Origin of the sequence: Fischerella muscicola PCC 7414, from assembly GCF_000317205.1 — a bacterium.
Taxonomy (GTDB): domain Bacteria; phylum Cyanobacteriota; class Cyanobacteriia; order Cyanobacteriales; family Nostocaceae; genus Fischerella; species Fischerella muscicola.
The window spans coordinates 1-26,025 of the sequence record NZ_AJLK01000086.1; the positions used below are offsets into that span (position 1 = coordinate 1).

Consider the following 26,025-nt stretch of genomic DNA (forward strand, 5'->3'; position numbering starts at 1 on the left):
CCCTAGCCCCCCATCTCCCCACCTCCCCATCTCCCCACCTCCCCGATCCCTAATAACTTTGTAGAAATAACAAGATATGTTCATTCTGTACAGTATTTGCCTGTGTTAGATTGAGCATACTGACATATGAAATTTTGTCCCTAGCCACGCAGCTGTCATTATGGTAATTACAAGAAATGGACTTGTTTTGGGTGCTACGGCGGTGACGCTATCCACAATCGCAGTTACAAGCCTTGGCATTCACTCGCAAGGACAAGCTCTTTTTAAAGAAAGTCCTAAGGAATTAGTAGATGAAGTTTGGCAAATTATTAATAAACAATACGTAGACGGTACTTTTAATCAGGTAGATTGGAAAGCTGTTCGGAGTGAGTACCTGAATAAGTCCTACAAAAACAATGAAGAAGCATATAAGTCCATCCGGGAAATGCTGAAGAAGCTAGACGATCCATACACCCGGTTTATGGATCCAGAGGAATTCAAAAATATGCAAGTTGATACCTCTGGCGAATTGACAGGTATTGGTATCCAAATAGGTTTGGATGAAAAAACGAAAAAGCTAACTGTAATTGCTCCTATTGAGGATACACCTGCATTTAAGGCTGGGATTCTGGCAAAAGACACCATTATCTACATCAATGGTAAAAGCACAGAGGGCATGGATACTAATGAAGCAGTATCCCTAATCCGAGGTGAACCAGGCAGCAAAGTTAACTTAACAATCCTGCGTGATGGTCAAAGAAAAGAATTTACGATAACACGGGCGCGAATTGAAATCCATCCGGTAGAATTTTCTCAAAAGCAAACACCTGCAGGTAATATTGGCTATATCCGCTTGAAGCAGTTTAGTGCCAATGCTGCCAAAGAAATGCGGGATGCAATCAAAAATTTAGAAAGCAAGCAGGTATCTGGATATATATTAGACCTACGTAATAATCCGGGTGGTCTACTGTACTCTAGTGTAGACATTGCCCGGATGTGGATGGATAGAGGCACAATTGTTTCCACTATCGACCGTCAGGGTGAGATGGAACGAGAAATGGCCAACGGACGGGCTTTAACGAACAAACCCTTGGTGGTATTGGTAGATAAAGGTAGTGCCAGTGCTAGTGAAATTCTTTCAGGGGCATTGCAGGACAACAAGCGTGCAGTCGTAGTGGGTAGTCAGACTTTTGGTAAGGGTCTAGTACAATCTGTACGCCCCTTGGATGATGGTTCCGGCTTAGCAGTCACGATCGCTAAATACCATACCCCCCTGGGCAGAGATATCAACAAACATGGGATTGACCCAAATATAGTAGTGGATTTAAATGATAAGCAGCGACAAGACTTGTGGCTTAAAGAACGAGAAAAAGTCGGTACTCAAGCAGATCCACAGTTTGCTAAAGCAGTGGAAGTGTTAGCCAAAGAAATTGCAGCTAAAGGCACAAGCGCACAAAGAAATTAGAAAGTGGTTTAACTTTTGCCTTTAGACTGGCTGGCATTTACCCGCGCGAATCAGTCCAACACGACGAGCGATCGCTTCCCCTGGCGATTCAAAGGGTCCCCACTTTTCTATAACCTCTGGATTGTCATCCCCAGCAACTTCATTGCTAGGGATGATTTCGCAGTTGCCAGCAGGACGCTTGACAATATAGAAATTTTGTGTATTGCTCATTTTTGTGACCAGATATTTGCTTGCTGAAGAAATTTTAAAGCTTCCGGGCATCAGTTGGACTTGATGAGTAAATGGTTAATAGTAGCAAGCACTACAGTAATGCTCTCGAGTCAAAAACTTGCTTGAATAAAGGATCTTGTCCAATGACTTATTCCCAGCAAATAGCCACCGATAGCACAACAGATTTGGATGCAATTAAGCAATCTGGTTTTGAACCATCGGATCAAGTTTTAGGTAAAGTTGTCACAAAGGTTGTTACAAAAGATTTAAATGGTATTAAGCTTTGTGAATTTCAACAGCCCATAATTCCATCTTCTACTTCGTTTCTTGTTGAAGTAAAATTGGTACTGTGCCTTTTTCAGCACCAATCACCACAATCTTAGAGTTAGAAGATTGTGCTAATTTCTCAGTAGCTTCTATAGCTCGTAATTGCAGTACAGAATTGTTAAGTCCATCAGAAATAATTTTTTGGGAATCAGCTATACCCCTAGCTTCAATGCGTTTGCGTTCTGCTTCTTGACGTTCTTTTTCTAAAATAAATTTCATGCGCTGATTTTCTTGTTCTGCTTTGAGTTTCTCTTGAATTGCTGCTTGTAAGCTGTCAGGCATTTTGACATTTCTTAACAAAGCTTCTTCTACAATGAAACCTAAAGGAAGTAACTGTTGAGTCAGCTGTTGATTGAGTTGCTGGACTATTTCTTGACGCTTGGTAGAATAAATAGCTGCTGCTGGGTAGTTAGCTGTAATAGCGCGGATTGTCGAGCGAAATCGAGAAATAACTAATTGTGTTTCGTCTGTACCAATATTTTTATATACTGTTGCTGCTTTTTGGGGGTCAAGCTTGTATTGCAGACTTACATCAAGATTGAGACTCAACCCTTCCTGAGATGTGGCATCGACATTTTCTTTGACATCTTTGAGGCGTGCAGAAAAATTGATTACCTTAGCAAAAGGATTCATCAAATGCACACCTGGATTAAATGTGTCATCAGGGACTTGACCAAAGAGGTTGGCAACTCCAACATTACCTGGCGGTACGATTACTAAAAGCCTGGAAACAGAAGTAAGTAGAGCGATCGCACCAATTAAAACACTTACTGAGCGAATTATCCAGCGCGATCGTTCATTAGACATTTTGCCAGAGTTTAAATAGATAAAAATAGCAATCAGGCTTGTTAAGAGAGAAAATATAAAACCCATAAATATTACCTGTAGAGTCAAGAAGCAATCAATACTTAACCACTACAGTATATGCACTAGGTAATGCTTGATATTAGAACAAAATCACATTTTGTCAAAAATTTTTAATCCTGACATTTCCCAACATGAGATGATATTTACTTTGCAGTCCGCAAAGTGTATCCGCTTGGGAATCCATCCATGAGTCAAATCATTTGGATAGCAAGACACGCTAACCGTCTTGATTTTGTTAACCCTGATTGGTTTCTTACCGCCGAACGACGTTACGATCCGCCTTTGTCTGAAGATGGCTTCATCCAAGCAAAGCAGCTAGCTAATCGCCTCAAGCGAGAAAAAATTGCCCATATTTTTGCTTCGCCTTTCTTACGAACAGTACAAACTGCAAACGCTGTTGCAGAAGTTCTAGATTTACCAATTAAACTAGAAACAGGTTTGAGTGAATGGCTTAATCCTGCTTGGATGACAGAGGAACCACAAAAACTCTCTATCCCTGCTCTTGCTGAATTATTCCCTAGAATAGATATTAGCTACACACCCCGCATTGCAGCTAAATACCCAGAAACTCAACAACAAGTGCGGGCGCGTTCTGGACAAACTGCTAGATGTCTAGCCACAGAATACTCTCCAGACAACATTTTGCTGGTGGGACACGGTGCATCTGTACTTGGGGCAGCTATGGGACTTGTTGGGGAAATTGCTGTAACAGAAGTTAAAGCAACTTTGTGTAGTTTAGTAAAAGTTGTGCGTCAGCATCCAGAATGGTTTCTTGAACTTAAGGGAGATACTTCTCATTTAACTCAAGTAGAGGAATTTGTTCGGTTTAATTAAGGATGTTAAGGATTATAGCTAAACCAATTTCGCGTGCTGACTGCTAGTGGATAGTGGTTAGTGGTTGATAGTCGTATATGGACAAACAGTCAACAATCTGTAGGTAATTGAAAACCGATAGTGGTTAGTGATAAAAAATCAACTACTAACTATCCACTACTAACCACCAACCACTAACTATTAACTTTAATATTTATGACTTTACTACTAGCTGGAGACATCGGCGGGACGAAAACTATTCTGCGACTGATGGAGGAAACAGAAGTACCTCTTTTACGTACAGTCTATGAACAACGTTACCGCAGTGGGGATTTTCCCGATTTAGTGCCAATAGTACAACAGTTTTTGGCCGCAGCTAATACGCCGACACCTGAAAAAGCTTGTTTTGCGATCGCTGGGCCTATAGTTCACAATACTGCCAAGCTGACTAATTTGGCTTGGTTTCTCGATGCTGAACGTCTGCAACAACAACTCGGTATCACTTATGTCTCTTTAATTAATGATTTTACTGCTGTTGCCTATGGCATTTTAGGCTTAGAAACACAAGACTTTTATACACTGCAAACTGGCAAATCCAATCCAGACGCACCAATTGGAATTATTGGTGCTGGTACTGGTTTAGGACAAGGATTTTTAATCAAACAGGGAAATTTTTATCAAGCTTTCCCCTCTGAAGGTGGACATGCTGATTTTGCCCCTCGCACGGAGTTGGAGTTTCAACTGTTGAAATATCTGTTGGATAAACATAGTATCCAGCGCGTTTCTGTGGAACGGGTAGTTTCTGGATTAGGAATTGTTTCTATTTACCAATTTTTACGCGATCGCAAAATTGACGACGAATCACCAGAGATTGCCGAAATAGTCAGAACTTGGGAACAAGAGGCAGGAAAACAAGAAAAAAGCGTCGATCCGGGTGCAGCCATTGGTAATGCTGCCTTACAAGGAAGCGATCGCCTTTGTGAACAAACAATGCAGTTATTTATAGAAGCTTACGGCGCGGAAGCAGGCAACCTTGCTCTCAAACTCCTCCCTTACGGTGGTTTATATGTTGCCGGTGGTATCGCCCCAAAAATTCTGTCTTTAATTCAACAAGGTGATTTCCTGTTTAATTTCACCCATAAAGGTAGAATGCGTCCCCTGCTAGAAGAAATACCAGTACATGTTGTAACAAATCAACAAGTTGGGTTGATAGGTGCTGCTATTTACGCTGCTAGGTTATAGTAGATATGCGTAGGACTACAACGCTCTTTTTACACAATTTTACGGGTGCTTTTAGACATTTTGCTAAGTTATAACAAACTATCAGCCTACGTAATATTAGCACGTGTAAAAGCAAAAACTATGACAAAAAGAGTGTTGTTGTCCCTAATTACTGTGGCTTTAGTATGTAGCGGATTTACACGCGTTGAGGCGCGTCCTCCCCAACGCCCCATTTCTCCTACCAAACCAGCCCCCAATAAACCAATTAAGTCAGAATGGAAGTTATTTACTGCTCCAGATGGTAGCTTCACTGTCTTAATGCCAGGGAGACCTAAAGCCATGTCTCAGACCCAAAAAACCTATATGGGGGAAATAAACTTACAACTGTTTGTTGGGCAACTACCTAACCAAGAAGTGGCTTATGTAGTGGCATACAACGACTTTCCCTATAGCTATGGTCAAATGACCAATCCCCAAGTAATACTTAACAATGCCCAAACTATGGCTGTAAAAACTACCCAAAGTAATTTAATTGGTCAGCGTAGCATCCGTAGTTCCAATGGTCATCCTGGCAAAGAAATCGAGTATGTCAACTCTGGTGGAAAAATAACTAAAAACCGCATGTATGTTGCTGATGGGCGCTTGTATCAAGTCATGGCGATCACAACCAATAAGCAACACAAGTCTCTATCTAAAACTATTAATGGGTATTTGAATTCTTTCCAGTTAGTTTTGAAAAAATGAGGATGAGAATTGACGCAGAGAGTGGGGGTATGGGGAGTGTGAGGAGTGGGGGAAGTGTAATTCAGTTATCAGTTATCAAATTCTATTACTCACTGTTAACTGTTAACTTTTTACTAATTCCCAACCACTAACAACCAACAACTAACAACCCACTCAGTAGATTTAAGTGTCAAAGCTGTTAAGTTCAAATTCACAAGCCCTAGAAACCTGTTCTGCTGTAAATGGTTCAAAGCTGACTAATGGCAACCAAGAGGGATTGTTAATCAATTCTTTTGCTAATAAGAAACCTGCAACAGTCCATATTTGATATTTTCTAGCTTGTTTGCCTTGTAGTCGCCCTCTTCTACCATCGTAATATTCTGGCCATTCATCGTCCTTGAGGCGAGTTTGGGCAATTGCAATTGCTCTCTCTGCTAGACACACTCTATTAGTTTTGATGGCAGCTGCTGCTAACATCCACATTAATACTGGCCAATTGCCGCCGTTGTGATAAGACCAAGGTATATTTTTCGGGTCGCAGCCAGTAATAATTCTATATTCTTCATTTTCTAAGGCAGGGAAAGTAATTTTCATCGGCATATCTCCGACTAAATCTTCCCAGCGTTTCTCTATTAAATTCATAATGGCTTGCGATTGTTCTTCGCTAGCAAGATCAGAAATAACCGCAACCAAGTTTCCTAATGTGAAAAAGCGGGTATCCATCTGTGATGGACCAACATTCCCTGCGAGATAACCACCTTTTCTGGGTAGCCACCGATCTAATTCAGAATAAGGAAGCGAATCTACATATATATTGAATTGATTGACAGCTTCTCTACCATACTCTTCACCTTTGTAGCGATAAATAGCATTGAGGCGATTTAAGTCTATCCAATAATGTTTACGAATATGAGCGCGTAAAAGAGGTAGGCGGTTATCAATGGCTGTAACAATATCTTGATTGCCTTGGCAAACTAGTAGTTCTCGCCCTGCACGCAATGCAGCATAAAATAAAGATTGAATTTCTAAAGGATGCCCGTAGATACCCAAACGACGATCAATCATACAAGCACCGTCTGGAACCAACAGGGTAGGATACATATCAAAACGTGTCGCTAAAGATAGCTCCATAATTAACCTGATGCCGTGTTGAAAATCGCTTTGATATGCTAATGAATAATCTTTTGTAGCTACTACATAAGCACGTAGCAGTATTACCCACCAAAAACACGAATCTACTGGTGTGACTCTGGCGATCGCATGTTCTCCAAAATCAGCTTCTAAATATTCTTCACCACTTGGGGATACAACTACTTTGAAGCTGGCTGGAATCATGCCTCGACCTGGTTTATAGGCATCCAACTGATTCTCTTTTGGCTGTAACTTTAAGGTTTCTTCTAGAAAGTTACGAACAATTTCTGTTCTACCTTTGATGAGAAATAGTAGAGCGGAAGAAACAAAATCTCTAATAAAGCATTGGTCGTAATTGAGCGCATCTACTGTACTGTCAATGGCTGCGATCGTTCCTACTGGACGACCTTTATAGTACATTATTGATTTTTCTAAAACCTCCCACGCTTCTTGTTCTACATCTTCAATTGCTACCCTGTCTTCTAATTGCATAGCCACAAAATCTCCATGTAAATTAGACTTTTGATTAGATAATAGATTCACGCTGATTTATTCTTCCCAATATCCTCATCATAACAAGCACTTTTTTTAATGAAAAACAAGGATAAAAGCAGTTAATTTACTGCTAAAATCAGCAGTTTTATTTATATATGCTTTTTTTACATTGCTTGTATGGATGAAAGTAGATTATTTTTTGCTAATTAACTATCAATAGCAAAGACTTTTATTCTATAAATTAAGCTAAATCTACTTTTTAATTTTTTGAATTTCTAAGTAAGAAATTACTTTTTACTATACAAAAACATATACCCAGTAGTATTTAAATTTTTTGTAAATTTAAATACTGATTTAGTAAACATCAGGACTTACGCAAAAATCACGAAAAAGCTTAATTTATCGAACCGCCATAGACGCCAAGAACGCCAAGAGTTCATAGAGTGTGCGTAAGTCCTAAACATACTTAATTTTGTATAGAAGTGACTTTGACTATAATGAAACGATTTGCTGAGATAGGCATAATAAGAAATTATAACGAATTTTCACAATATGCAATATGAATTTTAAAAATCATTTTTCTCTGTTTTAAGAACTGGTATTTAATTTTACTTTTTAAGCTAGAATTTGATTTGTCAAATCAGCAAAAAAATTTCAGACATTGCATAAAAAAAGACACACACAATAATAAAAGTAACCCGTTTTCAAACAATTACAAATATAAGCTTATCAAGAGTCTTAATGATGAGATATTTCAAATATTTTTGATTATTATAATTATATGGGTTAATTATTCATTGCTACATCTCCTAGACAGTAGGTGTAATAAGTTCTCCTCAATCAGCAAGTTTACTAACTAAGCCCCTACTTTATACAAAGACTCAGTCAACGGGACGAGAAGAATACTCACGCCCCGAAGATAAAGAATGTAAGCCCCTTAAATTATTTGTGGACAAGGAAAAATGATTGAGAGCGCAGAGTGCAACAATTCAACAAGGCGTTCTATTCAAAGTCCTGTGAATGCGATCGCACAAATCTGGAATACACAAATAATTGTTATCAGATATACAAATACCTATTTTGAGCCTCACCTAGATTAATTAAACTAATTATTGAGAATATCAGATTTTTGTAGCTATTGTTACTATAATCATATAACAATTTACACATACATCTAGTAGAGGAAAAAAATATTGCCTAGCAAAATTTATGAAATCCTTCCGGATTATTATTAAAGTTTGTGTAAAGTACAAAAAAGGGTTGTTACGCAAAACTTCCTTGTGTTTGCTGTTGAAAAAATAAAAAACTAAAGTTTACTGACGCAGGTTATTAGCCTCTAATTAAGGTTTTGAACACCGATAACAGTCCTAGTAGTTGACAATTAGCCCATTTCAATTGATATGTTGCACTATTTTTAACAAGCCTAAAATTTAGCCCTGAATAAAGTACCCTCCAGGAAGCCACCATAACGGGCATCTACGGGTTAAAACGGCTTTAGAATTCATGCTGTGAAATTTGTTTCACGGCTAATCGTAATTAGTACAATATCTCTGTTTCAACAAATATTCTGTGATATCCTTATTTGTTTTTTTAATTACGCTTGATAGTTGTAATAACTCAATCTTACATATTTCTGCTACACAAGCAATTTCTTCAACTGAAGATTTAATTTGTCGCAAATCTTTCTTTCCTCAAAACTTATTTATTATGAATGCGAAAAGTATTCATAATTAACTATATTAGTTTAATTTATTTGCCACAAAAATCAAAAATAAATTCCAAAGGAAAAATTGATGCTTAAATCAGTAGAAACTGTTCAAACCCCATCAGTAAAAAGATTGCTCAAGCTTTGGGCAAGGCGTTACACGCTTGATTTTTACCATATGTCATTAGAAAAATCTCTTTATACTAGTTTGATAACAACTGCTTCACCAGAGGGACGAGCTTTAACATCAACAAAATTGAGGAATAATCTATTAAATATTAATTGCCAAATGGCATGTATACAAACGAAAACATTTTATAGTTATATTCCTAATATCATAGATTTGAACGAAGCAAGACTTATCACTCAATTTGCTTTTCGTGTCTATAAGAAAATACTTGATGTTTACGAGAAACACTCGGTTGAAATTAACGTACCTACAAACGCAACATGGGAAAATAATCACATTTTTATATTGGGAATACCAGAGATTACAGAATTGGCATATTCATTAGAACCAGTATTACTAGTATTTCAAGAACAGCATGTAGTCTCTAAGGATTGGCGTTCCCTTGGCTTTATGACTACACAATTAAACTTTACTAACCAATTAATTCTGAAAAAACTTACACCAACAGAAAAAATATTACTGACTCCCTACTTAAAATTTGTTGAAGAACAGGTTGCTATGCCATGGCAACGAGTTTGTGCGGCTGCTGTCAAGTATGAAATAGATTCACAGGAATTAAAGCTTATGGAACAGATGATATTAGCTACACCAAAAATTGCTGAATCTGTTTATCAGCAACTGGTGGAGTTGTTGCCTAATCATCATAGCCGGAGAGGGGAATTGAGTAAGCCAGATGTTAAACACTCTTGTCTGCGCGATTTGAACATGTTTCAAGCTTATCTGTGGTTGTGCTTTTTGGAAAACAGCATGGCATCTATAGAAACAGAACTGCTACCGTTGTGTGTGATGGTTGTAGAGGGTGTAGGCATTCAATGGGAAATGACAGAAAAATGGTGTCAACTTTTGACAGAAACAATCATCAGCCACTTGAACACAGAACAGAAAACGTTGTTGTGTCCTTGTCTGCAACAAATGCAGCAGTTATTTTTGCAGGAGCGATCGCGTTTGGGTTATAAAGAAGAATTAGCTGAGGGTATTATTTAACAGTTATCAGTGACCACCAAATATTATTGTTCTCAAGCGAGAACCCCAAGGGCGATTGCACCCAAAAAGAGGGGATAAAAATTTAAACGAACACCGTGCAAGGCGATTAACACAGATGGATCATGCGTTTGCTGTTAAGTTCATCCCTGATCGCTATTTTCAACACCAGCTGTTGGCTACTTTAGCAGCATCTATAATTAATTCTTGCCCCCTGAAAGTTCGTTAACTATGTCGGAAGAAGAAATCCGTACTACACGGCTAGAGAAAGTAGAACAGTTGAGACAATTAGGGATGAATCCCTACGCCTATCGTTGGGAATCTACCCATTACGCAGCACAATTGCAGGAAAAATTTGCTGATTTAGCCAATGGAGAAGAAGTAGATATCGATGTGGCGATCGCTGGACGCATCATGGCGCGTCGCGTCATGGGTAAACTTGCTTTCTTCACTTTACAAGATGAAACCGGCAAAATTCAGCTTTATTTAGAGAAAAATCGCATCCAGGAAGGCATGGCAGATATTGACGCCGATGCTTTTAATCATCTCAAACAACTTACAGATGTCGGCGATATTCTGGGTGCTAGAGGAACTATTAAACGGACTGAAAAGGGCGAGTTATCAGTTTACGTTAAACAATATACAATCCTGACAAAATCTTTGTTGCCCCTGCCTGATAAGTGGCACGGTTTGACAGATGTAGCGAAACGTTACCGTCAGCGCTACGTAGATTTAATTGTTAACCCAGAAGTCCGGCAAACTTTTCGGCGTCGCGCTCAAATTACGGCTGGTATTCGTAGATACTTGGAAGAGCGTGATTTCTTGGAAATTGAAACCCCTGTTTTACAAGCAGAAGCAGGAGGTGCTGATGCGCGTCCGTTTATTACATACCACAACACCTTAGACATGGAGTTGTATTTGCGGATTGCTACAGAACTTCATCTCAAGCGGTTGATTGTTGGGGGGTTTGAAAAAGTATTTGAACTGGGACGGATTTTCCGCAACGAAGGAATTTCTACCCGGCACAACCCAGAATTTACTACGATTGAGATTTACCAAGCCTATGCCGACTACAACGACATGATGGCGTTGACGGAAGGGATTATTACCACCGTCACCCAAGAGACACTCGGCACATTGCAAATTACTTACCAAGAGCAAGCAGTTGATTTAACACCGCCTTGGCGGCGTGTAACTATGCACGGCTTGGTACAAGAATACACAGGCTTGGATTTTAACTCTTTCCAAACTCTGGAAGAGGCAAAAACAGCATGTAAAAATGCTGAATTAGAAGGTATAGAAGATTGCCCATCAATTGGCAAGTTGCTGAATGAAGCCTTTGAACAAAAAGTCGAGGCGAACCTAGTTCAACCTACCTTTGTGATTGACTATCCTGTAGAAATTTCACCCTTGGCAAAACCACACCGTTCTCAGCCTGGTTTGGTGGAACGTTTTGAGTTATTTATTGTCGGGCGAGAGACTGCTAATAGTTTCTCAGAACTTACTGATCCTATTGATCAACGTCAACGCTTGGAAGAACAAGCAGCCCGCAAAGCAGCAGGTGATTTAGAAGCCCAGGGAGTAGATGAAGACTTCTTGACAGCTTTAGAATACGGAATGCCACCCACAGGAGGCTTAGGTATTGGTATTGACAGGTTGGTCATGTTGCTGACTGACTGTGCTAGTATTCGGGATGCGATCGCTTTCCCCTTACTCAAGCCAGAGAAATCAGAAGAAGCAACTAAGGAAAATACCTAAAATGGAGGGACAGGTAAAGATACCTGTCCCACAAAAATATGTAATAATTTTAAAACCAGGTGAGTGTGAATTTACCAATTTAAAATTTAAGTCGAAGGTTGGTATCTTTTGCAAGCACAAGATATTAAACAAACATTAAAATCTCTGATTAAGGAAGCGTCTACAATAGACCCAAGTTTAGCGAAGAGGTTAGAACAAATAGATCGTTGGGTTAAAGATGTTAAGTCTGGTTCGCTCAATGGTAACACTAAAAGATTTTTAAGACTGTTTTTGGAACAAATTATTAAAGACTCTCGACTTTGGCTTGATATTCAAGCTTTAGCTTCCCCAGAGGAGCAAGAAGTTTATTATGCAAAAATGACAGCCACTGAAAAATACTGGTTTAGAGAGTTATTTGCCAAATGGTTAAAGGAAAACGATCCAAAATTTATCATCTGGCGACAAAAGTTAATGGCAGGGGAGTTCCGTCAGGAAGATGCTAATTTACTCAACTCTGTGGTGAATAGTATTGAAATTCGTGGCGGTACAGTTATCAAGCGTTACATAGCAGACCTATCAATGGCGACTGATATAATTGTTAGTAGTAGGCAAGATAAGGCATTGTGTATTCAACTTACTAGCCTCACTAATAAATATTCTCAAGAAAAATCGGATGCTTGGGAAAATACTTTGCGTTTCTGGGCGATTGAAAGAGGTTTATTTTTAAATTACAATCCTGGTAAAAATGATTTTATTAATAAAATAGTCAATTTGTCACTACATAACAGTGATAACCTCAAATCAAGTATATATTTAAAATTCAGTTTATAGTTACAAGTTCTGTCGTTTATCTAGATTAATATTCACAATAATTTGGTCATCATGATTAGAGAAGTTAAAAATGACCGCCCAAGCAAATTTGAAGAGTTTCTTCGACATTTAGAAGAAGCACGCAAATTACAGGATGACATACTTAAGTATGGGCTGACCGCTGCGGATTTGTATTGTGAAGATGTGGATGGTGATTGGTTAGAAACTTGGGGAGATGACGAGGAAAATACTTTTGTAGAATCTGTTGTTAACTTTTTGGAAAGTAATGATTCAGTTGCAGTGAAAGTCCGAAAGCAGTTAAAAGATAAATCGCTACAAGAAATTGCTACTGAGTTGGAAAACTGTTTGAGTTTTGGTGAAGAAGAAGAGCGGATTTTTGCGTTGAAGAATGTGTTAGTAGGTAGCGTTACGAGTGGTAGCATCTACCGTGATGTCAGTGATGATGATGAAATTGACTTGTTGGATTTAGCAGAAGAATTGTTAGAAAAGTTGACAGAGATTTGTGGAGAAAGTTAATTTGATTCAATCAATATGGGAAAAGGATTTGGTATTAAAAAGCAAAAGCATGGCGAAAAAGATTACAAAGATTATGTAGATTTCCTGCGTAAAGTATTAAAAATAATTTCACAACATCCAAATCATCTTGAAAAAGCTGTCTATCCAGTCTTAGAAGCTAATTTAGACAAACTGAATGATTACCTTGCAGAAGTTTTGCGGCGCTGGGCAAAGGTTAAATTATCTGAAGATTTTGAACAGGCATATAACACAGCAGATGCCATTTTAGGATTTATTAACTTGCTGAAAAACTTTAGGCAGGTAGACACAGCTAGTTGTATAGAGATTTCAATTGCTGGAAATGAAACTGTATTAGTTTTTGTTACAAGCCCTTGCTTTCCTAAAACAATATGGGCAAACATTCAACATGATCTTGGTAACTGCTACATGAAGCGCATCCAAGGTGAACGAGGAGAAAATATTGAAAAAGCTATTAATTGTTTTAACAAAGAATTAGAAATACACACACAAAATCATTACCCCCAAGAATGGCTAAAAGTTAAAAATGACCTCGGTGTTGCTTATAGCGATCGCATCCAAGGCGATCACTCTGAGAATATTAAACAAGCCATTCATCATTTAACAGAAGCATTACAAGCATTTCCTCATAATAGATTTCCTGAACAATTAGATTGGCTCTCACATAATCTTGCTTCTGTTTTATTTGAAGAAATTTTTATCCAAGGAAATTATTTACAAGAGGATCATCAGCAAATCATTTTTAATTTTACAGATGATTTACAAGAATTTATTCAAAAGTGTGAACCAGAAAAATGGGCAAATATCCAAAGACACCTTGGGGATTTTTACGACGCTAATCACGAAGGAGATAGAGCTAAAAACCTAGAACAAGCGATCTATTTTTATGCTAAAGCTTTGCAAGTATTCACTCAAGAAGAATATCCTCAAGAGTGGGCAAAAATCCAACAATATCAGGGCAATTCCTACCTACGTCGTATTCGAGGGGATACAGCAGAAAATATCGAAATAGCGATCAATTGCTTTACGCAAGCATTACAAGTTTTTACACCGGAAGGCGAACCACAACAATGGGCAAAAGCTAAAAGCTATTTAGGCGTTGCCTTACGCGATCGCATTTATGGCGATCAATCTGAAAACCTCGAACTAGCTCTTAAACATTGTATAGAGGCATCACAAGCAAATATCCGCAAAGAAAATCCAGAGCTATGGGCAGAAATTCAAATATACCTCGCTACAGTTTACGTTGATCGGCTTGAAGGTGATATAGCTGAGAATACGAAACAGGCTATTGGCTGTTTACAGCAGGCATTACAAGAATATACTCCTGAAGAAAACCCACAAATGTGGATATCGACTCACATGGAACTGGGGATTGCCTATTCTAAAAGCATTATAACCCAAGGTTCTTTTGTGAGTGGCGGTAGCTTGATATCATCACGCTCTCGTAATTTGGGGTATTTGGTAGAAACACTTGATGATGTCGTCCTACCAGAGAAAAGCGAAAATATTGAACAAGCAATCTACCACTACCAACAAGCATTACAAATATGCACGCACGATAATTTTCCTCAACGATGGGCAGACATTCAACATAATCTCGCTGCGGCTTACCTAATAAGAATTCAAGGAAATCGCCCAGAGAATATTGCTCAAGCCATCCACTGTTTGACAGAACAGTTGCAAATATATACGCCTAATGCGTTTCCAGATCAATGCTATGAAGCTGGACTATTACTTGGTAATATTGCCTTTATAGAAAAAATCTGGCATCAAGCAATCTTTGGCTATGCTCAAGCCATTGCAGCAGTAGAAACTAGTCGCACTTGGGCAACTTCCGAAACCCGTCGCCAAGAAATTTTAGAAGAATTCATTGATATATACCACAAAATGGTGCAAGCCTGTATCAATGCAGGACAAATAGACAAAGCCCTGGAATACGTCGAACGTTCCCGTTCCAAACGCCTAGTAGACTTGATGGCGAGTAAGGATCTATACCAAAGTGGCGAAATACCCCAGGTTGTCCAAGAGTTTTTGCAACAGTACGAAAGCCTCCAACAGCAAATTGATAATTTCCGTTCTCAAAATAATTTTGGTAGTGAGCGAGAATTGGCGGGAGTCAGTAATCGCAACCGTGCTGCCTTAGAAGCAGATAACGAAATTATCGCTGCCCTAGAAGCCGAAAAACAGCAAGTCTGGGAGAAATTACGACAACTAGACCCCGTAGTAGCAGGAGAAATCCAAGTCAGTCCACCCAAGTTGGCTGCAATGCAACAGTTAATTGACCAGCCTATCACTGCTATTCTCAGTTTTTACAGCACTGAGGAAGACACCCATATTTTTGTTCTACGCCAGAACCAAATTAGCCTCCATACCTGTGAAGGACAAGGACAGGAGAATTTACAAGCTTGGATTCGGGAAAAATGGTTGATGTCCTATGTGAGCGATCGCCAAACATGGGAAACTCTAATTACAAGCATCTTGGGCGAACTGGGTGAGCGTCTGCAACTATCAAACCTCATATCTCAGCATTTACAAGGAATTGCAGAACTTATCTTAGTACCTCACCTGTTGTTGCATCAGATTCCTTTTGCAGCTTTACCTGTAGAAGAAAATTACTTAGGTGACAAATTTCTGATTCGCTACATCCCTAGTTGCCAAATTTTGGAATTTTGTCAACAACGAGGTAAACTCGAGACTTTGCACACAAATTCTCTACAATACGGAACTGTAGAGGATGCAACTAATGACCTTCCCTTTGCTAGTTTTGAAGGCGAACAAATCGCTAATTTGCACCTTATTCCTGATCAACGTCGCTTAAAAGGGAAAACTCAGGCTACCCTTCACAACTATCAGCAGCTAGCACAAAAAGTCCAGGTACTCCACAGTTGTCATCACGCCCAATCTCGCCTTGATAATCCTCTGGAATCTCAATTAAAATTAGGTGATGGCAGTATTACTTTGGGGCAATTGATGTCACCAAGCTGGCGTCTACCAAACCTCTTTGATGTGTTTCTTTCCTGCTGTGAAACCAATTTGGGTAATCCTTCCCTCACTGATGATATTCTCACCCTTTCTACAGGCTTTTTATGTGCAGGGGCAAGAAGCGTTGTCAGTACTCTTTGGTCAGTAAATGATTTAGCAACAGCACTGTTTTCCATCTTTTACTACCAGCAGCGAAAAGAGGGGAAAAGTCGCCCAGAAGCACTACAGCAAGCACAAATTAAACTGCGTGAAAGCAAAAAAGAGTATTTGATAGAGAAATTTACAGAAATATCCAAACAGGCAGAATTAAAGCGTAAGGAAGCCAGAAATCAGCGAAAAAAATACCCAGTAGATTCACCTGAATATCTCGAATGCGATCGCGAATATAGAAAGTACGCTGGAGTAATGCTTGAGATTACTAAACTAAAAAATAGTAGTGAAAAATTTCCCTTTGCATATCCTCACTTTTGGGCGGCTTTTGCCTGCCAAGGATTGAGTTGACATACTCCCCCGTTTATAACCAGGGGCTTTACGCATCACGGCTCGTAAAGTACTCTGCACTCCGTCAGATACCCTACCTTTGGGGAACGGGAAGGCTGCTGCCTTTTGCTATCCATGAACTCAAACCCAAGAGATAATTAAAACTGACAACTGATAACCGGTAACTGATAACTCTTGTAAAGTATGGCAGGACATAGTAAATGGGCAAATATTAAACGCCAAAAAGCTGTAGTAGATGCCAAAAAGGGTAAGACATTCACACAGCTTTCCCGGGCAATTATTATTGCTGCTAGAAGTGGTATTCCAGATCCAGCAGGTAACTTTCAACTGCGAACAGCAATAGACAAAGCCAAAGCGGCTGGTATTCCCAACGAAAATATTGAAAGGGCGATCGCTAAAGGTGCAGGAACTTTTACAGGTGATGGTTCCAGTTTAGAAGCTATTCGTTACGAAGGTTATGGGCCCGGAGGCGTTGCTATTTTAATTGAAGCCTTGACAGACAATCGCAATCGTACCGCAGCTGACTTACGTGCCGCCTTCAGCAAAAACGGTGGTAATCTTGGTGAAACAGGATGCGTCAGCTGGATGTTTGACCAAAAAGGCGTTTGTATTGTTGAGGGAGTAGAAGACGAAGAAAAACTTTTAGAAGCATCCCTAGAAGGTGGTGCTGAATCTTACGAAATGACTGATGAGAAAACTGCTGAGGTTTTTACTGAGGTGGCAAATTTAGAAAACCTCAACCAAACCCTCAAAGAAAAGAATTTTCAGGTAACAGACGCTGAATTGCGTTGGATTCCGAGTAATAACGTGGAAATTGATAATACAGAACAGGCGCGATCGCTACTGAAATTAATAGATACTTTAGAAGGCTTGGATGATGTACAAAACGTCACGGCTAACTTTGAAATGCCAGAAAATTTAATGGTTGTTATGGCTTAGTGAATTCTGAAACACAAAATTCATCTCAATTACACAACAGTGTCATATCCGTTTGAGATATTGATATTGTTGATGACCAAATGCTAATAACTGGTAGTATCAAGCAACCAATAGCTAAACATTAACAACCAATAACAAGTAACTTTACCTTACTCTTCTACACACATAAACATAGTTTCTACCCTATTGCGTTCCTCATGCACCAGTAGGGTTTTTTCTTTATTTGGTTAGTAGTTAGTAGTTAGTAGTTAGTAGTTAGTAGTTAGTTGTTTACTCCTCACACCCCTCACACCTCCCCACCTCCCCACCTCCCCATCTCCCCATCTCCCCATCTCCCCACCACCCCACTGCCCCTAATCCCCACTCCCTTGGGGGAGGTGGGGACCCCGGAGTTCCCCACCCTCCCCACCTCCCGCTTGCCCTCCACGACGCGATCGCGTAAAAATAATAATTAAAATGCTGTAATCTGTCTTAACAATGGCGCAAGCACAGCTTCCACAAACTTTTTCCCCCAACCAGGTAGCCACAGACAAACGGGGATACGACTATGATTTGGTCATTGTCGGCGGCGGAATTATCGGTCTCACCCTAGCATCTGCTTTCAAAAACTCAGGATTAAGTGTACTGCTGATAGAAGCAAAAGCAGAATCCGCAGCAGTAGCTAAGGGACAAGCTTACGCAGTACACATGCTGTCGGCGCTAATATATCAAGGTATTGGAGTTTGGGACAAAATCTTACCTCAAATTGAAGTTTACCGTCGCGTCCGCCTTTCTGATGCTGATCACCCAGATGTGGTGGAATTTACAACAGCAGATATCAACAAGCAAGATTTGGGTTATGTAGCAGAACATCAAGCGCTGTTGTATCCTCTGCGCGAGTTTGTCAAAGATTGTCAGAATGTGACTTATTTATGTCCAGCAGAAGTGGTAAGTACTTGTTATCACCAAGATATTGTCACAATAGATATCAAAGTAGCAGGGGAAATGCGGACAGTCCGCAGCAAATTATTAGTAGCTGCTGATGGTTCGCGATCGCCAATTCGCCAAGCTGCTGGCATTAAAACTCATGGTTGGAAATACTGGCAGTCTTGTATTGTGGCATTTGTCAAACCAGAGAAACCACACAATCATACTGCCTACGAAAAATTTTGGTCTAGCGGCCCATTTGCAATTTTACCTTTGCCGGGAAATCGCTGTCGCATTGTCTGGACTGCTCCCCATGAAGAAGCAAAAGCCTTGTGTGGTTTGGATGATGAGGAATTTTTAAAAGAGTTAACTCGTCGTTTTGGGAATCAGATGGGTAAGTTGGAATTGCTGGGCGATCGCTTTATTTTTCAGGTGCAACTCATGCAAAGCGATCGCTATGTCAAACACCGACTCGCTTTGGTAGGTGATGCAGCACACAACTGTCATCCCGTCGGCGGACAAGGTTTAAATTTGGGTATCCGCGATGCAGCAGCTTTAGCACAGGTAATCCAAAAAGCACATCAAGCTGGGGAAGATATTGGCGATATTAAAATACTCAAACGCTACGAACGTTGGCGGAAACGAGAAAACCTGACTATTTTAGGTTTTACTGATTTGTTAGACAGGATGTTTTCTAATACATTCTTGCCTGTAATGGTAGTTCGTCGCTTAGGTTTATGGGTAATGCAGCGAGTACCAATCCTGAAAATATATACTCTCAAATTGATGATTGGTTTGAAAGGGCGCACTCCTGAATTAGCACGACGTTGAAATTTCTCATTGTAGTAAGCACGCTTTGTGCTTGCTACTAGCCAAGAAAAATTTATAGTTATTTTTTGGAAAATGTATTAACCTAAACTATTTAAGAGAAGGATCGGAAGAACCAGCTGCACAAATAATTTCTTTGCCCATCAATTCAGGTATTCCTGGCGGTGTTGTTGATGGCTGATTGCTTTCACAAAGTTTTGCAATTGTCAATGTCTCATCTACACTCAATACTTCAGTTTTGATTTTATATACTGCTCCTACATAACTTTTGATACCACTTGTTTTTGCTGTGGCTGTTGCGATCGCTTTAGTATCATCTACATTTATTTCATAAATATAGTTTTGGGTTTCAGGACGAATTCCTATTCCTAAATCTGATAAAGTAGAAGAAAAATTTCCATTACTGCTATCTATAGTATTTTCTAGGTAGAAAGCTTGTTGCGCTCGATTAATAGCCCCAATATTCTGTTTTGCTTCTGATTGTTTGGCTTTACTTAGTTGATTTGTCGTAGATGGTAATAAAATTGCTCCAAAAATTAATAAGATAAATAACAAGTAAAATGGTGCTGCAATACCAGCGCTCACTAGACATAGGATTTTAGCTGTATTGGAAGTAGATTTTGCACCGTCATAATCACCTTGATTATATTTACCCTCAACTTGAGTAGCAAAAATGATAGCAGCTACTCCAACAGGTAAAAAGGCAAATAAAGTGACTAAAATAGACGGTACTAAATAAGTACGAGGACACGAAGCTTTACTATCAAATTGAACTCGAGAAGCTACATCTGCTGAAGTATTAAAAATTGAGAAATTTGATAAAGTAACAGTCTTGGCTTGTGAACTAATAATATTACTTTCCAATTCTTCATATTCAGCTAAATTACCAATAGAAAAATCTTGGCTCCACGTTGGAAAATCTTCTCCAGTTTGCCGTCCATAAACCTTAACTCGTTCAATAGATTTAGTACCTAAGTTAGTTATTCCTTTACGGATCAAATCAACCAAAGCCTTCTCGTTTTGTAATTGAGGTGATTCCAGCATTACCTGTAAGCAATTATCCTTTAAGGCTACTTTTGCTGTAATACCTTTGGGTTTTAGTTGTTTGTTAATCAAGAATGCGATCGCTTGTGCATCACCCTGTTTAGCAAGTTCTAAAAAATTTTGCTGTGTCATAACTGATAATACTAAGCGTTAGTAGACGACTTGCAACCAACAGCATAGTCATTCTCAGCAGCTATCATTAACCGCAATTATACTTATAAAAACTAATTTTAGAATTAAACAGCACGGCAGATTCACTGATGGTATTTTAGTCTAGATAATCTCTTATAGATATTACAAACAAAACATGCAGCAGTGTTTTTCTACTTTCTCCACCCACAACCAGAACATGTGGATATCTCCTCATAATCGTGTAAACTGGCAAACAAACTAAAGCTATGATTACATGCGTGGCTCTGCGTTCTCGGCATCTCTGACAATGGAACACTGGCAATTTCTGATACAGAAACAGGGCGATCGCTCGTGGCACACCCTAGAATCGCCAAATGTAGAAATATCGGAAGGTAGGTATAGAGTTGTAGCTCGCTCCAACCTTGCTAATATTGATGTGGAAGTACGGGTAACTCACTACTCAACTCTGGAAGTACCACCAAAGCGGCGTGTTTATAAGCGATCGCGTCGTACTAATGCTGAAGGCTTAATGGCGGTAATTTCTTTCACTTACCTCCAGCCTGGGCTTTGGGAGTTACAATGTTCTGGCGATTTGATGTCGGATCTTTTCGGTAAGCCCTGGCAGCGTAGTTTGCAACTGCAAGTTTTGCCTGGGGTGATGGGCAAATTAGAAGATGAGGAGAGTGAATACGAAGAAATCTCCACAATCGTCGAAACCACTACAATTGACGATGAAGATGCAATTATTAATCAGCCTGTCAGTCCAGTTTGGCTACAAGGCCAGACAGCAGAGCAAATATTACAACATTTAGTAGAGTTAGCTTTACCTGCTTGTGAACCTTTTACAGAAGATGAAGTTGTAGAGGATTCTCCTCCAGTCATCCTACAACTGCCACTGCTGCTGAGTTTAGAACAAGAAACCTATATCGCCCGTTGGGGACAAATTCTCAGTATTGATGGGTGTGTGCAGTCTCCAGAAACATCCACTCTCCAAAAATTAGTGACTGGAGAACTACGCCTTGAATTGCGATCGCCTCAAAGCTTAGAAATATTAGCCCAGACATGCCAACCCTTACCAGAAAAGTTATTGCCATTTTCGATCAAATCTTCAATCGAAATTCCTACTGAATGTGAATCAAAACTAATTTTGGGTGAGATTAGTTTGCATGGTAAACTCGCCCCTGCTGGTGAAACTACACTGTTAGCTAGCCAATCTTTCACAATTACAGCCGATATTACCCAATTACTGACAACAAGTACTCCAGCAGCCAGTGAACCAGAACCAGCACTAATACCACCAAGCGATGTCACACCAGAACCATCTGTAAAGCTGAATTTGGAACTTTTTAATATTGTTAAATCTAAAAAAATAGCTCAATCTTCATTTACCCAGTCTACTGCAAACATTCTACCACCATTAGTTACACAATCTCAGAAATCAGCTAATCTCCGTTCACCACAACTGCCCAAGCTGCCCCAAAAGCAAACTCCTGTCGCTGCTATTTGTGAACTCCCAACACCAATAGAGTCTTGGGAAAAAGCAGATCCTGTTGCTCAAGATGAGCAAATGGCAACTATGGATACTACTGCTATTGTCCTTGCTTGTGCAACTCCCACACAGTTGCAGTCATTGCCCAAAAACATTTCTTTTGCCATTGTCAAGCACAGAGGCAGGAATAATACTATTTTTCCATTCTTGAGACGCATCAAAAGCTTACCAGGCGATCGCGAAAATATCACAAGCAATATACCAGAAACACCAGAACCGCCTTTACTTCCAGAAGGCGATCAGCCTCAACTAGTAACAAATGAAGATAAACAATATCCAGATGATTCTTTTAATGACTCTGTAGCAGTAGTTGTTCAACGCAGTTCAGAATTGTTAACAGTAGAAACTTCCAACATGTCGCCTTTGATTAGGAAGTGGATGCACAGTCATGGCTACTCTTTGCCCGAACCTATCGATGTTGAGTATGAGGACTACGATACCTCTTCACCCACTCACGAAGAGATATCACAACAACAATCTATGTCCCCCGTTGATACTGAAACTCCAGAATTAAACACAGAATTAGAAGCAACACAAGAACAAGAAACTACCCCTTCTTCCCCACTTTCCCCACCACCCCATCACCCTATCACCCCATCACCCCACCTCCCCACCACCCCTTCTTCCCCACTCCCCCTTCCTCCCCCACCTCCTCTATTACCAATCCGACAATTTAAAAAACCAGCTTGGTTAGCCAAAGAAATTGTCGTAGATGACACCGATGCACAAGAAGAATTTGGTAGTTCCTTACAGCCAGAAGAAATTTCTGTGGCGATCGCACCCGCAATGACTGAACCATTGCCGACTCCCCAACTATATGTACCAGAAGGCGAACTCATCTGTGGGAAATTTGTGAGAGTACGTGTGGAGTTAGATTGTGTACGCCCTAAGACTGCTATCAAACTATGGGTTGAAGATTGCCAAACACGCTGGATACTGGACGGGCCATGTTTACTTACCAATTTACTACCCACAGCCTCAGGATTAGAGGTGACTACTCAAATCCATATTCCTCCAGGTTGTTTAGAAGTTCGCATAGAAGCGATCGCTGTAGACACAGCCAACCAACAAGAAAGCCACAAAGCCACTGTAGTTAGAACTGTGATTCCAGAAGATTTACCAACTTTGCAACTAGATGAACTGTTGGGTATTTAGAAGGCAAAGTGGGGAGTGTGGGGTGATGGGGAGACAAGGAGGACAAGGGAAATGACCAATGACAATTGACAATTGACTCTCACCAATAATTAGCTTTTGTGTGTTAAAAATCTTTAGAATTTACAAATTTAGGCGAAGAATTGCAGTAAGCTCATTTTGAATTGTAGTGTGCTTTAAAAGGAATCTTTACTATGGTTTCACTTTTGGCTTCATACCCTGCTTCTTTTTTGTCTCCAATTCTCGTCTACAGTATTGGTTGGATTGTACCAATTGTCGTATTCTCGTTTTTGCTGATCTACATTGAACGCGAGGATATTGTCTAAATTAGTTATTGGTTATTAATTAGTGGTAAGAGGCTATTTATAAACAAAATATTAAGTCATGCTAGTAGGGTGTGTTACGGCATGAGGATACAAAAAGATAGCGAAAAGAATATTTTTTGCCGTAACGCACTGTTCATTTCGGTGCGTTGCACTGCGCTTTAACGCACCCTACAAAGTTAAGATTTACTTTATAAATAGTCTCTAAACAATTAACTACTAACTACTAACCACTAACTACTAACAAAATTAATACCGCCTATCTCTTGGAGACGGGCGGTTTTTTAATGCTGATTTCTAAACAAATTGTTAGAAAAGTCCGACTTTTGGTATTAGGCTCATGTCAAATTTAGACAGAAGAACCTAGTCCAGCGTAGGCTCCATAGAAGAAAATACCTACAACAGTAATAACACCTAATCCTGCGATTGTAGCAACAATCCACAGAGGAATTCTCCCACTTCCAGACACTGTTTTCTCCTCCCTAAACACAAAATCAACACAGATTATTATCAGTTATCAGCCATCAGTTTCATATCTTTAGATAACTGTTCACTGAATCAAATAGTAACTGTTCCAGTTAGTTAAAGAAGTAACTGGAAAACAGAATCCCTAGAACAAAAACCAGTAGGAGTCCCAGGTAAAGTGAAGTCCGGTTAAGTTCTACCGGTTGATTGTTAGGATTGGGGCTTCTTTCCATGATTTTCTCCTAGCGTTGAATAAACTGCATTGCGGCGATCGCGCCCAAAAAGAAAACAGTAGGCACAGCTAGGGTGTGAACTGCCAGCCATCTGACGGTAAAAATTGGGTATTGTATGGGTTGATTATCGGTTGTATTCATAATTTCAAACTACTTGCCAGTAAATTCTTCAACTTGTTGTTTTGCTTCATAACGATTATTCACAATCGGCAATTCTTGCCGTGGTTGTGGATAATACTCGTTGGGGCGAGGTGTGCCAAACACATCGTATGCCAAACCAGTGCTGACGAATAACCAACCTGCAATAAATAATGCTGGAATGGTAATACTATGAATTACCCAATAGCGAACGCTGGTAATAATATCCGAAAACGGACGTTCTCCAGTACTTCCTGACATTTAGATTCCTACCTGTCTTTTCAAAGATGTTTTAACGCGTAGACTTCTTAGTTTTACCTAAGTACACTACATCTGATTCTGGATGTTTGCCCCCAGACGGGACTACTACACACTCGCCCGATTGGGTTCGTGTCTATTTAGATTTTTTACATGAATTCATTATCCTATAAAGTTAAGAAAGAGTTACATCTTGCAACTTCTTTCTCAGAAATTAAGCAATGAATTCGTAAAGTTTTGTTACACTAAACAGCATCAGATTTAGAAGCAGTTGCGATATCTGGTTGATACTTTAGTAAATAACCGCGATCGCCTATTACAAATCCCTGCTCAGGTGAAAAGAAAACAATCTTATAAAAATTAGCAGGAATTCCTTCCACATCCCGGTCTTTTTCCCAGGTTTTACCACCATCAGGACTGCGTAACAAATTACCGCTACCACCACTAACCCAAATTTCATCTGGTGTGCGATAGGCCAAATCAAGCAAGCCCCAACTAGTAGCTAGTTCTGGATTTTGTGCCTCTAGCCATTTCTCAGCATCAGCAGTTTCGCTAAACTGTATCTGACCTCCCCGCGCTAGCATCCACAACTGCCCATTTTCACTAAAGCCCATATTCTCTACCCGTCGGGAACTGTTGCGGTTGTGAGGAACCCATGCATTTTGTCCAGGTTCCCAAGTCGAGTAGAAATTTCCTTTGGCGGAAACAGCAACATATTTACCGTCGGCAGATCGTTCCAGATTGCGAACCACACCAACAGCTTCTTCTACTTGGGCTTTCCAATTTTGACCACCGTCTGTAGTTTTGTATATTGCCCCCACATCGGTTGCCATTTCTGCTGAATTACTTCCTTGGGCAATAATACTAATCGGATTCCCAGGTAACTTTTCACTTAAAGGAATTCGCAACCACGATTTCCCTTCATCAGTACTATGCAGCAACAAAGCAGGTTCACCAACAATCCAGCCTTCTTGCCCTTTAAAACTGACAGAGTTAAAGCGGTACTTGCCCTCATCTAATTGCAGTTTGATTGGTTGCCAAGTTTCACCACCGTCTTTAGTTTCCAAAAGAGTAGCGTTACTACCTACCAAGAAACCATGCCGGGGATTCCCAGTAAAAGCAATGTCCAACAATTTGGCATCTGTGTCTACAGAAATGACCTCCCAAGGGTTGTAACTTGTAGAAGGAACCTTACTACAACCGACACATATTAGAACAACTGCAAATAGGGCAATTAGTTTGTGCCAAATTTTCATTCTTGAACGCATTTGTATTTATTAGTTTTTTGTAAATTTAGTTTATGTTTACTGAGTGAGGGGAGACAGCAAGTGTTTCCCCTACAAAAAGGTGAGGGTCTACCTTT

General features: G+C 39.7%; 23 protein-coding genes. 14 read left to right on the forward strand and 9 right to left on the reverse strand.

Going from position 1 to position 26,025, the window contains the following annotated elements; all coding sequences use genetic code 11:
- Positions 1-160 precede the first annotated feature (160 nt).
- Complete coding sequence (ctpC, locus tag UYI_RS0112660; RefSeq protein ID WP_016867033.1) at positions 161-1,444, forward strand: carboxyl-terminal processing protease CtpC; 1,284 nt, start codon at positions 161-163, stop codon at positions 1,442-1,444.
- A gap of 21 nt (positions 1,445-1,465) precedes the next feature.
- Here the strand turns inward: ctpC and UYI_RS0112665 are convergent, their stop codons facing one another.
- Together UYI_RS0112665 and UYI_RS0112670 are read right to left on the reverse strand one after the other, a co-directional pair.
- Positions 1,466-1,654: a hypothetical protein gene (locus UYI_RS0112665; protein ID WP_026085923.1), complete on the reverse strand. Its 189-nt coding sequence runs from the start codon at positions 1,652-1,654 to the stop codon at positions 1,466-1,468.
- A 315-nt stretch (positions 1,655-1,969) separates the two neighbouring features.
- Positions 1,970-2,854, reverse strand: a complete 885-nt coding sequence (locus UYI_RS0112670; protein WP_016867035.1) for a prohibitin family protein — start codon at positions 2,852-2,854, stop codon at positions 1,970-1,972.
- 180 nt (positions 2,855-3,034) lie between these two features.
- Here UYI_RS0112670 and UYI_RS0112675 point away from each other — a divergent pair, with 180 nt between their 5' ends.
- From UYI_RS0112675 to UYI_RS0112685, 3 genes are all read left to right on the forward strand, one after another.
- A complete protein-coding gene (locus UYI_RS0112675) occupies positions 3,035-3,682 on the forward strand; it encodes a histidine phosphatase family protein (protein ID WP_016867036.1) in 648 nt (215 codons plus the stop codon).
- 195 nt (positions 3,683-3,877) lie between these two features.
- Complete coding sequence (locus UYI_RS0112680; RefSeq protein WP_016867037.1) at positions 3,878-4,903, forward strand: glucokinase; 1,026 nt, start codon at positions 3,878-3,880, stop codon at positions 4,901-4,903.
- A gap of 120 nt (positions 4,904-5,023) precedes the next feature.
- Positions 5,024-5,626, forward strand: a complete 603-nt coding sequence (locus UYI_RS0112685) for a hypothetical protein (protein ID WP_016867038.1) — start codon at positions 5,024-5,026, stop codon at positions 5,624-5,626.
- A gap of 162 nt (positions 5,627-5,788) precedes the next feature.
- Here UYI_RS0112685 and UYI_RS0112690 read toward each other — a convergent pair whose 3' ends face one another.
- Positions 5,789-7,228 carry a glycoside hydrolase 100 family protein gene (locus UYI_RS0112690; RefSeq protein ID WP_026085924.1) on the reverse strand — a complete coding sequence of 480 codons (1,440 nt, stop codon included), beginning with the start codon at positions 7,226-7,228 and terminating at the stop codon, positions 5,789-5,791.
- Positions 7,229-9,024: 1,796 nt separating this feature from the next.
- Here UYI_RS0112690 and UYI_RS0112695 point away from each other — a divergent pair.
- The 8 genes from UYI_RS0112695 (at position 9,025) to UYI_RS0112725 (ending at position 19,371) form a co-directional block, all read left to right on the forward strand.
- Positions 9,025-10,110, forward strand: a complete 1,086-nt coding sequence (locus UYI_RS0112695; protein WP_016867040.1) for a hypothetical protein — start codon at positions 9,025-9,027, stop codon at positions 10,108-10,110.
- A 228-nt stretch (positions 10,111-10,338) separates the two neighbouring features.
- Positions 10,339-11,865, forward strand: coding sequence for a lysine--tRNA ligase (gene lysS, locus UYI_RS0112700; RefSeq protein ID WP_016867041.1), 1,527 nt, complete (start codon positions 10,339-10,341; stop codon positions 11,863-11,865).
- A gap of 108 nt (positions 11,866-11,973) precedes the next feature.
- Positions 11,974-12,675, forward strand: a complete 702-nt coding sequence (locus UYI_RS0112705) for a hypothetical protein (RefSeq protein WP_016867042.1) — start codon at positions 11,974-11,976, stop codon at positions 12,673-12,675.
- 51 nt (positions 12,676-12,726) lie between these two features.
- A complete protein-coding gene (locus UYI_RS0112710) occupies positions 12,727-13,191 on the forward strand; it encodes a hypothetical protein (RefSeq protein WP_016867043.1) in 465 nt (154 codons plus the stop codon).
- Positions 13,192-13,206: 15 nt separating this feature from the next.
- Positions 13,207-16,695 (forward strand): CHAT domain-containing protein, encoded by a 3,489-nt coding sequence (locus UYI_RS32505; protein WP_016867044.1) that lies wholly within the window; start codon positions 13,207-13,209, stop codon positions 16,693-16,695.
- Between the two features lie 183 nt (positions 16,696-16,878).
- Complete coding sequence (locus tag UYI_RS0112720; RefSeq protein ID WP_016867045.1) at positions 16,879-17,634, forward strand: YebC/PmpR family DNA-binding transcriptional regulator; 756 nt, start codon at positions 16,879-16,881, stop codon at positions 17,632-17,634.
- Between the two features lie 266 nt (positions 17,635-17,900).
- Positions 17,901-18,089, forward strand: coding sequence for a hypothetical protein (locus tag UYI_RS36775; RefSeq protein WP_157226333.1), 189 nt, complete (start codon positions 17,901-17,903; stop codon positions 18,087-18,089).
- Positions 18,090-18,111: 22 nt separating this feature from the next.
- On the forward strand, positions 18,112-19,371 hold the full coding sequence (locus tag UYI_RS0112725) for an FAD-dependent hydroxylase (RefSeq protein ID WP_016867046.1): 1,260 nt from the start codon (positions 18,112-18,114) through the stop codon (positions 19,369-19,371).
- Between the two features lie 87 nt (positions 19,372-19,458).
- On the opposite strand, the gene UYI_RS34120 is transcribed toward UYI_RS0112725, so the two are convergent.
- Positions 19,459-20,544, reverse strand: coding sequence for a type IV pilin-like G/H family protein (locus UYI_RS34120; RefSeq protein ID WP_016867047.1), 1,086 nt, complete (start codon positions 20,542-20,544; stop codon positions 19,459-19,461).
- Positions 20,545-20,818: 274 nt separating this feature from the next.
- On the opposite strand from UYI_RS34120, the gene UYI_RS0112740 reads away from it, so the two are divergent.
- A complete protein-coding gene (locus UYI_RS0112740; protein WP_016867048.1) occupies positions 20,819-23,248 on the forward strand; it encodes a hypothetical protein in 2,430 nt (809 codons plus the stop codon).
- Positions 23,249-23,439: 191 nt separating this feature from the next.
- Positions 23,440-23,571, forward strand: a complete 132-nt coding sequence (locus UYI_RS38025) for a photosystem I reaction center subunit VIII (RefSeq protein WP_071588834.1) — start codon at positions 23,440-23,442, stop codon at positions 23,569-23,571.
- 346 nt (positions 23,572-23,917) lie between these two features.
- Here UYI_RS38025 and UYI_RS0112745 read toward each other — a convergent pair whose 3' ends face one another.
- From UYI_RS0112745 to UYI_RS0112755, 5 genes are all read right to left on the reverse strand, one after another.
- On the reverse strand, positions 23,918-24,037 hold the full coding sequence (locus tag UYI_RS0112745) for a photosystem II reaction center protein J (protein WP_016861092.1): 120 nt from the start codon (positions 24,035-24,037) through the stop codon (positions 23,918-23,920).
- Between the two features lie 109 nt (positions 24,038-24,146).
- The gene (locus tag UYI_RS34810; RefSeq protein ID WP_015209609.1) at positions 24,147-24,266 is read right to left on the reverse strand and encodes a photosystem II reaction center protein L; all 120 of its coding nucleotides are present in this window, start codon (positions 24,264-24,266) and stop codon (positions 24,147-24,149) included.
- A gap of 9 nt (positions 24,267-24,275) precedes the next feature.
- A complete protein-coding gene (gene psbF / locus UYI_RS32520) occupies positions 24,276-24,407 on the reverse strand; it encodes a cytochrome b559 subunit beta (protein ID WP_009460051.1) in 132 nt (43 codons plus the stop codon).
- Positions 24,408-24,416: 9 nt separating this feature from the next.
- Complete coding sequence (psbE, locus tag UYI_RS0112750) at positions 24,417-24,665, reverse strand: cytochrome b559 subunit alpha (protein ID WP_016867049.1); 249 nt, start codon at positions 24,663-24,665, stop codon at positions 24,417-24,419.
- 242 nt (positions 24,666-24,907) lie between these two features.
- Positions 24,908-25,930, reverse strand: coding sequence for a photosynthesis system II assembly factor Ycf48 (locus UYI_RS0112755; protein WP_026085926.1), 1,023 nt, complete (start codon positions 25,928-25,930; stop codon positions 24,908-24,910).
- Positions 25,931-26,025 lie beyond the last annotated feature (95 nt).

Excerpts from the sequence above, each read along its gene's own strand:
- ctpC (WP_016867033.1), top strand. The coding sequence starts at position 161 with ATGGTAATTACAAGAAATGGACTTGTTTTGGGTGCTACGGCGGTGACG.
- UYI_RS0112665 (WP_026085923.1), bottom strand. The coding sequence starts at position 1,654 with ATGAGCAATACACAAAATTTCTATATTGTCAAGCGTCCTGCTGGCAAC.
- UYI_RS0112670 (WP_016867035.1), bottom strand. The coding sequence starts at position 2,854 with ATGGGTTTTATATTTTCTCTCTTAACAAGCCTGATTGCTATTTTTATC.
- UYI_RS0112675 (WP_016867036.1), top strand. The coding sequence starts at position 3,035 with ATGAGTCAAATCATTTGGATAGCAAGACACGCTAACCGTCTTGATTTT.
- UYI_RS0112680 (WP_016867037.1), top strand. The coding sequence starts at position 3,878 with ATGACTTTACTACTAGCTGGAGACATCGGCGGGACGAAAACTATTCTG.
- UYI_RS0112685 (WP_016867038.1), top strand. The coding sequence starts at position 5,024 with ATGACAAAAAGAGTGTTGTTGTCCCTAATTACTGTGGCTTTAGTATGT.
- UYI_RS0112690 (WP_026085924.1), bottom strand. The coding sequence starts at position 7,228 with ATGCAATTAGAAGACAGGGTAGCAATTGAAGATGTAGAACAAGAAGCG.
- UYI_RS0112695 (WP_016867040.1), top strand. The coding sequence starts at position 9,025 with ATGCTTAAATCAGTAGAAACTGTTCAAACCCCATCAGTAAAAAGATTG.
- lysS (WP_016867041.1), top strand. The coding sequence starts at position 10,339 with ATGTCGGAAGAAGAAATCCGTACTACACGGCTAGAGAAAGTAGAACAG.
- UYI_RS0112710 (WP_016867043.1), top strand. The coding sequence starts at position 12,727 with ATGATTAGAGAAGTTAAAAATGACCGCCCAAGCAAATTTGAAGAGTTT.
- UYI_RS32505 (WP_016867044.1), top strand. The coding sequence starts at position 13,207 with ATGGGAAAAGGATTTGGTATTAAAAAGCAAAAGCATGGCGAAAAAGAT.
- UYI_RS0112720 (WP_016867045.1), top strand. The coding sequence starts at position 16,879 with ATGGCAGGACATAGTAAATGGGCAAATATTAAACGCCAAAAAGCTGTA.
- UYI_RS0112725 (WP_016867046.1), top strand. The coding sequence starts at position 18,112 with ATGGCGCAAGCACAGCTTCCACAAACTTTTTCCCCCAACCAGGTAGCC.
- UYI_RS34120 (WP_016867047.1), bottom strand. The coding sequence starts at position 20,544 with ATGACACAGCAAAATTTTTTAGAACTTGCTAAACAGGGTGATGCACAA.
- UYI_RS0112740 (WP_016867048.1), top strand. The coding sequence starts at position 20,819 with ATGCGTGGCTCTGCGTTCTCGGCATCTCTGACAATGGAACACTGGCAA.
- UYI_RS38025 (WP_071588834.1), top strand. The coding sequence starts at position 23,440 with ATGGTTTCACTTTTGGCTTCATACCCTGCTTCTTTTTTGTCTCCAATT.
- UYI_RS34810 (WP_015209609.1), bottom strand. The coding sequence starts at position 24,266 with ATGGAAAGAAGCCCCAATCCTAACAATCAACCGGTAGAACTTAACCGG.
- psbF (WP_009460051.1), bottom strand. The coding sequence starts at position 24,407 with ATGAATACAACCGATAATCAACCCATACAATACCCAATTTTTACCGTC.
- psbE (WP_016867049.1), bottom strand. The coding sequence starts at position 24,665 with ATGTCAGGAAGTACTGGAGAACGTCCGTTTTCGGATATTATTACCAGC.
- UYI_RS0112755 (WP_026085926.1), bottom strand. The coding sequence starts at position 25,930 with ATGCGTTCAAGAATGAAAATTTGGCACAAACTAATTGCCCTATTTGCA.